The organism is Pseudoalteromonas sp. TAE56, assembly GCF_000497955.1.
Classification (GTDB): domain Bacteria; phylum Pseudomonadota; class Gammaproteobacteria; order Enterobacterales; family Alteromonadaceae; genus Pseudoalteromonas.
This window is the reverse complement of the sequence record NZ_AUTN01000062.1, coordinates 121,204-136,441: the sequence shown is the minus strand read 5'-3', so window position 1 is coordinate 136,441 and position 15,238 is coordinate 121,204. Positions and strand designations below refer to the sequence as shown.

The window sequence follows — 15,238 nt, the reverse complement described above, 5'->3', positions numbered from 1 at the left end:
AGCTGTCTCTTGATCACAAGTCTGACTCAAGAGATTTTGCTAAATCGTAGCCTTCCAGGATGGCTTGTAACTTAAGCCATCCTTTCCATAACACTTTCACAGATGCACGCCCTGTGCGCTTGGTATCTTTCCAGCCTCCTAACTTTGCCAGTTCCTGATACGCCCATGACATATTTGGAGCAGTTTCAGGCAATGGTGTTTTTATTCTCTTTAACCACAATAACTTCCATGCTTTGGGAGATAACAGTTGTTCACAACTTGGGGAATCAGGCTGCTCATTGGTGAACTTTAGTTGCAATATTCGCGTCGCAATAAAGCCATTAATCGTCACCAATCTTTCCATGTTATCTTGGCTTTGAAGGCGTAAACTTTCGATATCCGTACCATCACTTTTCCAGACTTTATGGTATTCCTCTACAAGCCAACGGTGCTCATAGTAGGTGATGATAGCTAAGGCGTCTTCTTTGCTGGTGACTGGTTCACTGGTTAATAGGTGCCAGCTTAAGCCGTTCTTAGCGTTTCCTCGCTCTGTACAGCCGACATAGTAAACTGGGAGGGAGTGTCCTTTCTTATTGTAAGGCGCTTTGAGTGTCACTGGCGCATAGGTGATATCCAGTGTTGCGCTTCGGGCTTTTCTTCCTCCTTTTTGTGCAATGTGGATGTGTTTGGTGCCTGCACTCATCAGCTCGCTTGCAAACGCATAGAGCTTATCCTCACCTTCTTCAATATGACGACTTTGCATCGAGCGTACGACGAATCGTTGCTGCTCGGTCAGTTTATACTGCAAGTATTCGTAGATGTCCGCTTCGCGGTCACACACCGATATCACGTTCGCCATTTGTCCTTGCAGCCGCTCTGCCATCGCTCGTGACGCTGACTCCCACTTGTAACTTTCTTTTTCTTCGTAAGAAGTCGTCGCGTGTTTTTCTCTTTTTCCAATCGTGTTGATATCACGACTCCAGCGAGACTGTTCAATTAATCCCACAACTTGCTTTGTGTCTGGCGCAAACAGTAATACGCTATGAGCTAACAAGCCTCGTTGTTTTGCTCCTCGTCCGACATGACCCAAATCATCTCGAATGGAGGAATGCTTATAAATTAGTGTGGTCGTGTCTTCTAATGCGAGCAATAAGTTATGACTTTTTGCTTGTTCAACCGTGGCTTTAAAGCCTGACTCTGCTATAGCCGTTGCGTCAATATTCTCGTTGCGAATAAAGCGGTAGGCACCTTCCATATCGGCGGGGGATTGAGTGATGTTCACAAGTGGTTTTCCTGGTTCATTTGCAAGCGTTGATGCTAACTTTACCAGACGCGCTGTTCTTCTTGGATCACCTAAGTCCGATTTACCGAATTGTTGTTTTGCCCAATGAGTATGTTCGTTAATCATAATGTGCCCTCAAACAAGATTTGAAGATCTGATCATGACATTGAGATTTAGTTCAAAAAAATCCCCGCTAATTTCTTAGCAGGGATTTGTGTATAAGAGACAGCTATAAAGCGGCTTTTTTGTATTTAGTTGGATGGAGCTTTACGCCCAACCTTCGTAGCGCTTACGACGTGACAGCACTATCGTTAATATAATACCTAAAAACAGACCTAAAAACGCAATAGCACCACCGTAAGTCAGTAGCTGGCGTTTCTCTTTTGAGCTAGCAGCTTCTTTTTGAGTGCGCTCTTGCTCTAGCGTTGTTTTAAGCTTAGTAATTTGAGCAGATAACTGCAGATTTTGATCTGTTAAAGTTTGATTTTGTTCTTGTAGCTGTGGAAGTTCTATTTGAGCTTGACGTAGCTTTTCTTGCATAGTGCTCATTTCGCTACTTAGTGTTTTGTACTGTTGGTGTAAACCAGCTGTTTTAGTAATAAACTTAGTTTCTATCCAGCCTTCGCGGTCTTTATCATCTTTAATTTTTATAAAGCCGTTTTCTTCATTTGATAACAAGGTTAACTTTGTTCCAGCATCTACAGAGCCGAGTAGTCGATAATTTTTACTCGCCCCAGAGCGCATAAAAGTGTATAGATTATCGATAATATAAGCGGTGTTTGCATTCGTTGAATTTGCAGGTTGTGCTTCTTGTGCATAACTCATGAATGTGGTGGCTGTTAAAAGTAGCCCTAATAAACAATGTTTTAGCATTTATCTACCTTGTTGATCTAACTGCGTCCGTTATGAACGTGATTTTTATTTCACATAAGTAGTTAGATAGTATGGATTAAATAGATCAATAGCAAGACTGATATTGTAACCCAGTACGGTAACGCAGGAGTAGTTATCGAGTCCACTAGGTTACAAGCCTCACGCTATGATTAAATTGCTCCTAGATAGAACGAATTTTAATCCGCAAAGGTCATCAGGCCCTAAAATAAGGTTAAAAAATTTGCATTGTTAAGGCGCTTTGTTTATTTTGAGCACTTATTTATTTTAAAGGTAATCCGCAAACCGAATGGATACTGAGATAGAACTGAAATTTTTGGTATCAGATGCCGTTATTCCACTGATCCCCTCGTTAATTACTCAATTTGCAAAAACGGTGAAGAATAAACCGTCTCGCAGCTTACAAAATGCATACTACGATACGCCAAGCAGAGAGCTTAGAGCGCTTGATATAGGCTTTCGAACGCGTTGTTCTGACAGCGAATGCGAGCAAACTATAAAGCTTGCAGGTGAAGTGGTAGGTGGTTTACACCAACGTCCAGAGTACAATTTACCAATTGAATCAAGCCGCCCTAATTTAATGGCGTTTGATGCTGATATTTGGCCTCATGGCATGCAAATAAGCGCCATCTCAAAAAACTTGTATCCAATATTTAGTACTAACTTTATTCGTCGTACTTGGTTAATTGAAACCGAAAGTGGCGCTAAAATTGAAGTCGTACTCGATAAAGGTGAAATTGCGGCTTCGGGTAAAATTGAAATTATTAGCGAGCTAGAAATTGAGCTTGTTGAGGGCAGTCGTAATGAGTTGTTTGCATTGGCAGATATACTAGTTAGCCAAAACTGCATACGCTTAGGTTTGTATTCTAAGGCCGCACGTGGTTATCGACTTGCTGATAAAAAGCCTTTAATGCCAAGCAAATCTATTGGTTTTGTACAATTACCAAAGTCGACTACTCAAGAGCGTGCTTTAGTTGAAGCCATGAACTTTGGCATTCGCTTTGTACAAAAGCACGAGCAATGCTATTTCGATAAGCCAAGTTTAAAAACACTTAAACGCGTAACTGACGGCATCAGTTTAATCCGCCATACTTTTTGGCTATACGACGATATAGTATCTAAAGAAAGTACAGAGCATTTACGTACCGAACTTAAATGGTTATTAAGTGAATTAGCGTGGGTAGAAAACGCGATTCAATTAAAGACGTACACGTCTAAACGCCATGCTTTTTATAAAAAAATTAATGCGGCGCCAGCACTTGCTCAAGTCATTGGAGACTTAAAAGAGTTACAGCCAAGCATTGACGATATAAATGCACTGTTTCACAGCGCACGTTATAATCGTTTATTACTGTCGTTAACTACCTGGTTAATCGATAAGCAATGGCGTAAAGACTGGGGGCAAGCAGAGCTTCAAGCGGCTGAGCAAAATGTATCGTCTATTGCCAATAGGCTTTTTAATAAAGACTGGAAAAACCTGCACGAGTTGCTTCCAAAGGAGCAAACACTCGATGTCGCTTCGTATTTAAACCTGCGAACTCAGCTTGAAAATAGCCTACTGAGCGGTAACTGTTTAGGATCGTTATTTGATAAAGAAGAACGCCTAGAGTTTAGATTGCCTTGGCTTGATATTTCTCATGGTATTTATGAATTAAGTACGCTTGAGTATTTAAAGCAATTATGTGCAGGGCAAGAAGACGAACAGCTTGCTAAAATCCAGTCATGGCTTGAACAAAAGTCTGAATATTTGGTCAGTGCCATGGAGCAAAGTCGCCTTGCTTCACTTGACATAGAACCTTACTGGCAAAAATAAATGATGCGCTTTTGTAATAAAATTCAGTTGCAAAAGTGTTTATTCGTTATTTTTTTATTAGTTAGTTTTAACACTTACGCTGAGCCCATATGGCATTTGTATAAAAACAAAAATGGCGTAAGTGTGTATTATCAAAGCCACAGTGATAATACCTTTGAAGTAAAAGCGCAGATGAGCGTGAAAGGCGTATCCACCAATGAGTTTTTAGAATTACTTAGTGATACCGATGCCGCACCCCAATGGCTCGAAAATATATCTCAGGTAAAGGCTATTAAGCACATAAGCCCATCAGAAAATTTAGTGTACAGTTATTTTAATTCCCCTTGGCCTGTTAGAGATAGCATTACTTATTCTTGTTATTCACAGTTAACTGCAAATAAAAGCCAATTGCTTATTAGTGCTCGCCCTAATAAGCAGCCCAAAAACAATGGCGTTATAAGAATTACTACTTTAAATGCACGCTGGCTACTGAGTGAGGACAAAGGCCGCCTTGATATTGAGTACCAAGTATATGCTTTGCCTGATGGGGCAATACCTACTTGGCTAAGCAATAAGGTCGGATTGAAAAGTACTTACACCACATTTATGAACTTGCATCATATGCTCACAGATAAAAAATACACTCCAAAACTACCTGTAATCAAAGCAGGTCAATGCTAAATATCGAATATATAATAATTTAATGGTGTGTTGAGTAGTCTTTAACTACGCTTAAGCAATAATGACACGCTATTATTTGGAGAATTGATGAAGTATTTAGTGGCTATATTATGTTTGATACACAGCTCATTCTTATTAGCTCAAGAATATACCTTTGGTAGTGCCGCAATACGAGCCGCAAAAGCTAAATACTATTTGGCAACCTTTGTTAAAGCAAGTAAGTAAGCAAACGGGAGTAACAATAAAGCTAATTACAGTTGAGTCTATTCCTGTATTTGAAAAAGCCTTTGCTAATGGTGAGTACGACTTTGCATATATGAACCCATGGCATAGTGTTGTAGCATACGAAAAACAGGGATATTTACCACTAATAAAAGATGCAGGGCGAAAGCTGCAAGGTATTTTGCTCGTAAACAAAGACAGTGATATTGATAATTTAAGCCAACTAGAGGGCGCTGAAATAGCATTCCCTGCACCTAACGCATTAGGTGCGTCATTATTAATGAGAGCTGATTTAGCATTGTTATACGGGCTAACAATAAAGCCTGTATATGTCCAAACTCATCCATCGGTATATTTAAATGTAGCACTGCACTCAACAATGGCGGCGGTGGTGTAATGGGCACATTTAAACAACAACCAGAAAGCTTACAAAATAAACTCAAAATTCTTTATAAAATGCATGAAATTAGTCGCCACCCAATTGTCGCCCAGCCAAGGGTTGATGCTGCAATACAGTTAAAAGTGCAACAAGCTATTTTAGATATAGGGCAAAGCCCAGAGCATAAACATTTGCTTGCAGGTATCCCAATTATTAAACCTAGTATTGCAACTTTAGCTGAGTATCAGCAGTTAACTCAGTGGGGCTTACGCTCTTTTTATGTTGAAAATTAGTGGGTTTCGTAGCCTAAGAGCACAAAGCTTTATTGTGGTATTGCTTTGTGGCTTGCTTATGGCCTGTCTTTTTATGTTTTACGCCTTACCGGAACAAGCGCGTTGGGTAAACGATGGCCTTTCAAAGGCTGCTCAGCGTTCTTTAGCGCAGTTATCGACTTCTATAACGACTCCGTTGTTAACTAGGCAATATGCAGAGCTATATGAAGAAATAGACAGTCAACTTCAAACTCGCCCTAATTGGAAAAGTATTAAAATTGTTGATGTTGATTCAAAAAACCAATTGTATCCGCTTGAGAATTGGGTTGGAGCAAATGAAAACGGCGACATGCTGTTATCTCAACAGGTGGTATTTTTAGACAAACCGCTGGCTAATATTAGCTTGGTTGTTAATTTTACGAATGAAATTAACGAATCTTCAAAACTTCATTACACCTTAATATATATACAATTTATTATTTTAGTTATCGTTTTTATAGGTTTAGCTTGGCTGGTGGATTACAGGGTTACATCGCCTTTGAGGACGCTAAAACTTGGGTTTTCACGTTTAGCCAAAGGCGACTTTGATTGCCATATAGATAAACAACAACAAAATGAAGTGGGCAGTGTAATAAATGCATTTAATAATATGGTTGATGAGGTTGCGAATAACCATCAAAAATTAAATGCATTACGAATTCAAGCTGAGTCTGCAAGTAAAGCAAAGTCAGATTTTATGGCCAGTATGAGCCACGAATTAAGAACTCCATTAAATGCAATTTTAGGCTTAGCCCAGCTGTATGGATATGATGAGAGTGCTAATAAAGTACAAAAAGAAAACGCGAAAAGCATTTATCAAGCTGGAGAGCATTTACTATTACTCATAGACGATGTGCTTGATTTAACAGCTATTGAGTCGGGTAATATGCAGTTTAGTTTTTCTTATGTGCCTATTAAAAGCATATTAGAAGAGTCAGTAGAGCTTGTCACTGAGCTAATTAAAGGGCAATCAATAACACTGCAAACTCACGGTTTTGAGTCCTTAGAAGGATTGAGTATTTATATTGATCAGCGCTGCTTTAAACAAGTGATGCTTAACTTGCTTTCAAATGCGATTAAATATAACAAACTAAATGGCAGCATTAATATTAATTGTCGGGTGTTAAGTAATAAACAATGCGAAATAGATGTAATAGATACCGGATGCGGATTTTCTCCAGATGACATTTCTCGCCTATTTAAACCTTTTGACCGCTTAGGCGCTGAAACCAGTAAAGTAAATGGAACCGGTATTGGTTTAGTGATAACTAAGCAGCTGGTAGAGCGTATGCAAGGGTCTTTGAGCGCACAGAGCGAGCAGCACAAAGGTTCTTGTTTTACGCTAAACTTTAACAGTTTTAATCAAACTGACTTGCCAGCACAAGTGCAAGCCCCTCAAATAACACAGCAAAGCTTAAATGCGGTAACGCTTCCTACGCTTGAGGTTTTAGTGGCAGAAGATCAAGTTACAAATCAGCAAGTGTTAAAACAGCAATTAACTATGCTTGGAATGTGCTCTACTTTTGTAAGTAACGGTGAGCAAGCTTGGGAGGCCATACAAAATAAACGCTTTGATATTTTACTAACCGACATTCAAATGCCCTTACTCGATGGGTTAGGGTTAGCCAAAAAAATACGCGAAAACACCCGTTTTGATAAACTGATCATAATTGCAATTACTGCCAATATTACCAAAAACAATATAGATAATTGTTACAGTTGTGGAATGAACGGCTTTTTAACCAAACCCATTGAGCTTGTTAAGTTAAAGTCGCTATTAATGGAGCACTCTCAAACAATAGTTAATACATGTTCCGAAAAGCCAGATACTGAAAGTATAGCTTCAGATAGTTTTGATCAATTAGATATTACGCTACTAAAAGCAATGCTTGGTGATGATCCTAGCGTACATTGCATGGTATTTAATGCGTTTTTACAAACAGCAGGGGAGCAAATTAAATTAGCTAACGCGTATGCTAAGAGTAAAAACTATGTTGGTTTAGCTTTTCAGGCTCATGCATTAAAGTCGTCTTCAAAGTCGGTTGGGGCTATTAGACTGGCTGAGATATGCCAGCAGATTGAAACGCATGCAGAAAATGAATCTATTGATGACAATGAAATGCAAAGCCTCGAGTTCTGCTTTAACGATGTAGTAACACAACTTAAAAGCTATTGTTTACGATATGAAAGACGCACATAAAAAATGGCTCCTAAAGAGCCATTTTTTATGTTTTAAATATTTTAGTATTTAGCTGCTTGTTCTTTCTTAGGTAAAGCATGCTCTATAAAGTCACGTAAATCGTTGTTAGAGCTTTCTAAGTCAGCGTGGCGAAGATACATCATATGTCCACTTCTGTAGCCTTTAAAGTTCAAACGGTCTTTCATTTTACCGCTTGGATCTAATTGCCATAATGTATATTTAGCGTCAAAGTAATTGGTTGCACCATCAAAGTAACCTGATTGAATCATCACATTTAAGTAAGGGTTTTGCGCCATAGCTAAACGTAGGTTTTCGCCCGTATTATTACCGGTTCTATCCCATGGGTGAACATTACCAAATAAATTATATTTTACATCCGTTTTATAGTTTAGCTCTTCACGCAAGTAGTGATTAATTGCAGGAGTGAAAGAGTGTAACCAAGAGGTAAGTTCAGCCCAGTAGTCTGGGGATTCACCCGCGTCTCTTTTATCCATTCCTAAATAACGAGAATCTAAGCGCCCCACAGTTTGACCGCGATCACGCAGTAGCTCTTTCCAGAAAAATTGAGTTGGAACATCTAAGTTATTTTGTTCAACAAATTTTTCAGATAAGCCAGCGTAGTGCGCCATTTTTGTAATAATTCGACGTTTTTCTTCAGCATTAATAAAGCCACCCTTAGCAAGCGCTGGGATTAACTCGTTTACAGTAAACTCTTCAACTTCAGGTAATAACTCGTCTAGGTCTTTAGCTTGTAAATCGGCTTTAAGTGCTTTGTGATACCAAGCAGTGGCTGCAAAGTAAGGTAAGCGGTTAGCGGCTTTAATCGGACCATCGCGTTTAATACCAATATCGGTAGGGGATACTAGTACAACACCGTTTATGTACATCCATTGACTATTTTGAAGCTCATGAGCAAGACCTGACACGCGTGTTGTACCGTAGCTTTCACCTATTAAAAACTTAGGCGAGCGCCAGCGCTCAGCTCTATTTACAAAGGTATTTAACCACTCAGCAAGGTATTTAATATCGGCATTAACACCAAAAAACATTTCTTTTTGTTTTGCTTTAGAAAGGAGTTTGCCTTTTTCGTTTTCAAGTACGCGAGAATAGCCTGTATTTACAGGGTTTACATAAACAATATCGGCAATATCAAGTACAGAATATGGGTTATCTTTTACGCCGTATGGCTGAATAGGGTAGCCTTCGTCATCAATTTTTAATACACGAGGACCAGTATAAGCAAGGTGCATCCATACCGAAGCCGAACCTGGCCCNGAAATAAGTAATGGGCGGGTTGTTCTGTCGTCAACTTTGTCGCGGGTGTAGTAGGTGTATTGCAGTGTAGCAACCGCGTCGCCTTTATCATCCCATACAGGTTGTGTACCTGTAGCAACAGTGTAGTTAAAACGTTGACCGTTGATTTTAGCTTTATGTTGAGTAACAACTTTGCTGTCTACATCAATACGACGTTGGTTATCGGCAAGCGTGCTTGTACTGATTATTAATGCAATAACGGTTATCGGTAAACTGATAATACGACTAAGCTTCATTAGGTGTCCTTATTATTGTTGATACACCATTAAAGACATTAATGAGCTAAATAACAAAAGTATTGAGACTAGTGGCCGATAATACTAGTTAAGTAAGTGATTAATACACTTGTAGATGCGTATTAATCACTTCTATAGTTATTTTGGGTTGGGTTTCTTTATTTAGTTAATTACAAAATTCAGGTATATTGCGGGCCTGCTTGTATTGATTTTATATACAAGCTATCACCAAAAAATCTAATGGATTACGCTTTCAAGCACATAAGTGCACTCTACACCGGATGTTTATTGATAAATGCTATTACGGTAATAGCATTGTATTTTTTGTTTTGTTACAAAATTAATTAAAGGTAAAGAGAAGCTTTATGCAAAGAGTATTAGTGGTTGAAGACAGTAAAGTCGTGCAGCAGGTACTTCGCCACTTAACGGCACAATACCTCGATGTAGCTGTCGATTTTGCTTGGTCTTTAGCTGAATGCGCGACTTATGTAGAAAAGTACGATTATACGCTTGCGTTAGTTGATTTAACTTTGCCAGATGCTCCGCACGGTGAAGTAGCAAAGTATACTTTATCTAAAAAAATTCCTACCGTTGTTTTAACCTCAAAAATAGATGAGTACAAGCGCCAACAAATGCTTGAATTGGGTGTGGTTGATTATGTCATTAAAGATAACCGCGATTCTTACCATTACGCCGTTAAACTCGTTGCGCAATTACTCAGAAATCAAGGCTGTAAAGCATTAATAGCAGATGACTCATTACTAAGTCGCTCGTTAATGAAGCAAATGCTTGAAAAGCAATTGTTTGATGTAACAGATGCCCATGACGGTCAGCAAGCACTCGAAATATTAAAAGCTAATCCTGATATAAAGCTACTAATGACTGATTACGCTATGCCCTCTATGGATGGCTTTGAGCTGGTTAAAGCTGTGCGTAATTTTAGAGGCCGAGACGATTTAGCAATTATTGGTTTATCGGGCGCTGGGAAACATGGGTTATCCGCGCGATTTATTAAATACGGCGCTAATGACTTTTTAACAAAGCCATTTATGAATGAGGAGTTTCATTGTCGTGTACTTCAAACAATGGAGCAGCTGTCGTTAATTTCAGATATTAAGGAAAGTGCACATAGGGATCATTTAACAGGGCTTCATAACCGACGCTATTTTTATCAATATGCAGAAAAGCTTCTTAAAGGTAAAAATCAGAAAAATACTCTTGCATTGCTTGATATCGATTTTTTCAAAAATATTAATGATACGTTTGGGCATGAAGGCGGCGACCAGGCCTTAAAGCAGGTTGGTTCTTTAATACGATCTACATTTTCAAACTTTACGGTTGCACGCGTGGGCGGAGAAGAGTTTGCCATAATATTACCTGAAATAGAGCTAGAACGCGGTCGTGAATACTTTGAAGCATTCAGGAAAAAGATGGCTAGTTACGATTTTTCTATTAGCGATAAATCAATTAAAATTACCACGAGTATAGGCTTAGCTGACTTTCAAGACACTAGTTTAACGCAGGCAATGCGTGTTGCTGATAAAGCATTATATCAAGCTAAAAGCCAAGGCAGAAACTGCGTGGTATAACCTTTCTTAAAAAAGCTAGGTACGCGATAAATATATAGTGATATATCACGCACCAATGTAGCTGACTTGTTAAATTAACGCACCTAATTGGTGCGTTTTTTTTGATCTTGAGTTTGTTTTTTGTATTAACTTGTTGTTTTTAAATATATAAAAATAGTGGCACAAAGGTTGGATTGTTTAACCCAATAAGATAACAATAAAGAGTCCGAGGGGGCCGCTATGAAAATGATTAGTGCAATCATAAAACCATTTAAATTAGACGACGTGCGTGAAGCACTCGCTGATTTAGGAATTGAGGGGATGACAGTAGTTGATGTTAAAGGTTTTGGACGTCAACGAGGTCATACTGAGTTATATCGTGGTGCAGAATACCAAGTAGATTTTATTCCTAAGATCAAACTTGAAATTGCAACGCGTACTGAAAATTGTCAACGCGTTGTTGAAGCAATTACTAAAATTGCATCAACAGGTAAAATTGGTGACGGTAAAATTTTCGTGTACGACTTAGATCAAATTGTTCGTATCCGTACTGGCGAACTTGACGAAGAAGCAATTTAAGGGGGTCTCATGGAAAATACAATAATAGAACTAAAGTTTTCACTCGATACCTTCTATTTTTTAATATCAGGTATATTAGTAATGTGGATGGCAGCAGGTTTTGCCATGTTAGAGGCGGGCTTAGTTCGCTCTAAAAACACAGCTGAAATTTTAACTAAAAATGTCGCGCTATATTCAATTGCATGTACGATGTTTTTATTAGTTGGCTACAACATTATGTATGTAGACAATGCCGAAGGTGGTTTCATTCCTTCAATAGGCGCTTTAATTGGTACACAAGCTGCCGATGCTGACCATTCTTTAGAATCTGACTTTTTCTTCCAAGTAGTATTTGTTGCAACCGCTATGTCAATTGTATCGGGTGCTGTTGCTGAGCGTATGAAACTGTGGGCTTTCCTAGGTTTTGCTGTAGTACTAACTGGTTTTATCTACCCTATTGAAGGTTACTGGACATGGGGTGGTGGTTTCTTATCTGAAATGGGCTTTGTTGATTTTGCAGGTTCTGCAATTGTACATGGCGCAGGCGCAGCAGCTGCATTAGCAGGTGTATTAATCTTGGGTGCTCGTAAAGGTAAATACGGTAAGAACGGTGAAATATACCCGATTCCAGGTTCAAACTTACCACTTGCTACACTAGGTACATTTATTTTATGGATGGGTTGGTTTGGCTTTAACGGTGGTTCTCAATTACTACTTTCTGATAAAGAAAACGCCACTGCGGTAGGCCAAATATTACTTAATACTAATGCTGCCGCTGCAATGGGTGCTATTGCTGCACTGTTTGTATGTAAAGTACTTTGGGGTAAATCAGATTTAACTATGGTATTAAATGGTGCATTAGCTGGCTTAGTTGTTATAACAGCAGACCCACTTTCACCATCACCATTAATGGCATGTCTACTTGGTCTACTTGGTGGTGCACTTGTTATATTTAGTATCATAGCACTTGATAAAGTTAAGATTGACGATCCAGTGGGTGCTATCTCTGTTCACGGTACGTGTGGCGCATTAGGTATTATGTTAGTACCGCTAACAAATGGCGACGCAAGCTTTGTTAATCAGTTAATTGGTCTAGTATGTATTCTTGCCTTTGTATTTGTAGCATCATTTATTGTTTGGACTGTGCTTAACAAAACAATGGGTATACGAGTAACCGAAGAAGAAGAACTAAACGGTATGGATCAACACGATTGTGGTATTGAAGCCTACCCAGAGTTTGTTTCTGTTCGAAATAGCTAATAGTTTATTTAAATAATAGTGTGTTTACACAAAGCCCTACTTCGGTAGGGCTTTTTTTGTTTCAGGGGGGGTTAACTTTTCGGATGTTAGGATATGCCCAATATGCTAAGCTCACACTCGTGAATAACCCTTGGAATAAATTACACTTAAATGGCCGATAATAAAAAAACACCTACCAGCAAATCTGCAACTAAACGTGCAAGTAAATCATCAAGCACAACAAAAAAAAGTACCTCAAAGGGCAGTAAAAAAACAGTTAAAACTACTGTTAAACGCTCTTTTATGAGAAAAACATGGTCAGTGTTTTGGAAATTAAGCTTGGCTGTTTTTATTGCCATGGCAATGTATTTCATTTATTTGGATTCAAAAACAACACGTATATTTGAAGGGAATAAATGGCAGCTTCCAGCGCAAGTGTATGCTCGTTCTATGGCGTTTTATCCGGGGCAGTTTTTATCAAGCCAAGAGGTTGTGTTTGAACTTGAGCGTTTAAATTATTCATCGGTTAATAGATTGAGCCGCACAGGGCAGTTTGTTAAAACAGCAGATAGCATTAAAATTTATCGTCGTGACTTTGAATTTTATGATGGCCTTGAAAAATCACATATTATTGAACTTCGCTTTGCAGGACAAAAAGTTGCGACTATTAAAGATAATTTTGGCAGGCGCTTAAACTCTGCTCGTTTAGAGCCTGTACAAATAGCACGTATTGGTAATGACTCTAAACAAGATAGAGAATTTGTACCACTAGATAAGTTTCCAGCAATGCTAAAAGATACGCTATTGGTGGTTGAAGACCGTGATTTTTACGAACATCATGGTGTATCGGTGTTTTCTATTTTACGCGCGCTTTATTCTAATATTAAAGCGGGGCGCACCGTTCAAGGTGGCAGCACGCTTACTCAGCAATTAGCTAAAAATATTTACCTAACACGCGAGCGTTCTTTAGTACGAAAAATAAATGAGGCCTTTATTGCGCTTATTTTAGATTATCGCTATTCAAAAGATCAGATATTAGAAGCTTACTTAAATGAAGTATACCTAGGGCAGTCATACAACCAAGGTGTGCATGGAATGGGGCTTGCTGCTGATTTTTACTTTTCAAAGCCGGTAGACGAGCTTGAGTACGATCAAATTGCTTTGCTGGTGGCAATGGTTAAAGGTCCATCTTATTACAACCCACGTCGCTATAAAGAGCGTACAATGGAGCGCCGAGACTTAGTGCTTCGCCTTATGGTTGAAAACAAGCTACTTAGTACAAAAGAGTACCGTGCATCGCTTAACCGCCCAATTGATATTGCGCCTATGAAAGCCAGCTTACAAAAATCATACCCTGGGTATTTAGAGCTAGTAAACAGGGAGCTAAATAAATTACTGCCAGATCAGCACACACTTGATGCAGGCGTAAGAGTATTTACTTATTTTGATTTGCAAAAGCAAACTGCAATGGAAGAGTCTGTTGAAAAAAGCTTACCGTACCTAGAAAATCGCCCTAGAACCGAAAATCTAGAAGCGGCCATGATCTCTGTAAATGTAGAAAAGGGCGGTGTATCCGCACTTGTTGCAGGGCGCGATGTTCGTTATTCAGGGTTTAATCGTGTTTTAGATACAAAGCGTAATATCGGCTCGCTGGTAAAACCAGCTGTGTATTTAACCGCCTTGCAATTACCACATTATAATTTAGCTACTTTGCTTGATGACTCGCCAGTACAGGTTACAAACGAGCAGGGAAAAGTGTGGCAACCAGAGAACTTTGATCATCAATACCGTGGTGCAATCCCTCTTTATAAAGCATTTAGTAACAGTATTAATATTCCAGCGGTTAATTTAGGCCTCGATGTAGGTGTTGATAAGGTAGTAAATACATTAAAAGGTTTAGGTGCAACAGGGGCAATAGACGATTACCCATCGTTGCTTTTAGGAGCTGTTGAAATGTCTAGCTTTGAAGTTGCTCAGCTTTATACAACAATTGCTGCAGATGGCGAATATAAAAAGCTCACTGCAATTTCGGCATTAACTGACTCAGTTGGTAAAGTGCTTTATAAACATACAGTAAATGCAGAGCCTCGTTTTGATAAATCTGCAATGTATATGACTAAATACGCAATGAAACGCGTAACGAAAGACGGCACTGCTAAACGATTGAATTTACATTTTCCGTCAATTCAACTAGCTGGTAAAACAGGAACTAGTAACGATTTACGTGATAGTTGGTTTGCAGGCTTTGATCAAAATACAGTGACTGTTGCGTGGCTTGGTAGAGACGACAACAAAAGCACAGGTTTAACAGGCAGCGTAGGCGCATTAGAAGCGTATATTCGTTACTTAAAGCCGCTTAACCCTCAAGCAATAGCTGATACTCGTCCACCTTCAATACGCTGGGCATTTGTAAATGAGCAAACGGGTAAGCAGGCACCACCAGGTTGTGGCAAGGTGATTCAGCTACCGCTTAGAGTGAGTGAGTTTGAGCCAAGACCACAATGTATTCGTTAATTTGAGATTACTCTAAACAACAAAGCCGCTTATTTAGCGGCTTTGTTGTTTAAAGTATAGTTAGCGTAATTA

At 39.0% G+C, this 15,238-nt stretch carries 10 protein-coding genes and 1 pseudogene; 8 read left to right on the top strand and 3 right to left on the bottom strand.

Translation table 11 applies throughout. The annotated features are described in order from the left end of the window. Positions 1-13: 13 nt before the first annotated feature. Both L656_RS0104255 and L656_RS0104250 read right to left on the bottom strand, forming a co-directional pair. The gene (locus L656_RS0104255; protein ID WP_024598303.1) at positions 14-1,387 is read right to left on the bottom strand and encodes an IS4 family transposase; all 1,374 of its coding nucleotides are present in this window, start codon (positions 1,385-1,387) and stop codon (positions 14-16) included. A gap of 141 nt (positions 1,388-1,528) precedes the next feature. Continuing rightward, positions 1,529-2,134, bottom strand: a complete 606-nt coding sequence (locus tag L656_RS0104250) for a TIGR04211 family SH3 domain-containing protein (protein WP_002958928.1) — start codon at positions 2,132-2,134, stop codon at positions 1,529-1,531. Positions 2,135-2,441: 307 nt separating this feature from the next. Here L656_RS0104250 and L656_RS0104245 point away from each other — a divergent pair, with 307 nt between their 5' ends. From L656_RS0104245 to L656_RS0104230, 4 genes and pseudogenes are all read left to right on the top strand, one after another. Beyond that, complete coding sequence (locus L656_RS0104245) at positions 2,442-3,965, top strand: CYTH and CHAD domain-containing protein (RefSeq protein WP_024598302.1); 1,524 nt, start codon at positions 2,442-2,444, stop codon at positions 3,963-3,965. Beyond that, the gene (locus L656_RS0104240) at positions 3,966-4,625 is read left to right on the top strand and encodes an START domain-containing protein (RefSeq protein WP_024598301.1); all 660 of its coding nucleotides are present in this window, start codon (positions 3,966-3,968) and stop codon (positions 4,623-4,625) included. It abuts the gene before it with no gap. A gap of 160 nt (positions 4,626-4,785) precedes the next feature. After that, positions 4,786-5,519, top strand: a pseudogene (locus L656_RS1000000123655) (phosphate/phosphite/phosphonate ABC transporter substrate-binding protein). Positions 5,520-5,592: 73 nt separating this feature from the next. Continuing rightward, on the top strand, positions 5,593-7,737 hold the full coding sequence (locus tag L656_RS0104230) for an ATP-binding protein (RefSeq protein WP_241763418.1): 2,145 nt from the start codon (positions 5,593-5,595) through the stop codon (positions 7,735-7,737). 41 nt (positions 7,738-7,778) lie between these two features. Here L656_RS0104230 and L656_RS0104225 read toward each other — a convergent pair whose 3' ends face one another. Beyond that, complete coding sequence (locus L656_RS0104225) at positions 7,779-9,287, bottom strand: S10 family peptidase (RefSeq protein WP_024598299.1); 1,509 nt, start codon at positions 9,285-9,287, stop codon at positions 7,779-7,781. 365 nt (positions 9,288-9,652) lie between these two features. On the opposite strand from L656_RS0104225, the gene L656_RS0104220 reads away from it, so the two are divergent. From L656_RS0104220 to mrcB, 4 genes are all read left to right on the top strand, one after another. Further along, positions 9,653-10,876 (top strand): response regulator, encoded by a 1,224-nt coding sequence (locus tag L656_RS0104220; protein WP_024598298.1) that lies wholly within the window; start codon positions 9,653-9,655, stop codon positions 10,874-10,876. 219 nt (positions 10,877-11,095) lie between these two features. After that, positions 11,096-11,434, top strand: coding sequence for a P-II family nitrogen regulator (locus L656_RS0104215; RefSeq protein WP_004587162.1), 339 nt, complete (start codon positions 11,096-11,098; stop codon positions 11,432-11,434). 9 nt (positions 11,435-11,443) lie between these two features. Further along, complete coding sequence (locus L656_RS0104210; RefSeq protein ID WP_024598297.1) at positions 11,444-12,673, top strand: ammonium transporter; 1,230 nt, start codon at positions 11,444-11,446, stop codon at positions 12,671-12,673. Positions 12,674-12,823: 150 nt separating this feature from the next. Further along, positions 12,824-15,166, top strand: a complete 2,343-nt coding sequence (mrcB, locus tag L656_RS0104205) for a penicillin-binding protein 1B (RefSeq protein ID WP_024598296.1) — start codon at positions 12,824-12,826, stop codon at positions 15,164-15,166. Positions 15,167-15,238: the final 72 nt, after the last annotated feature.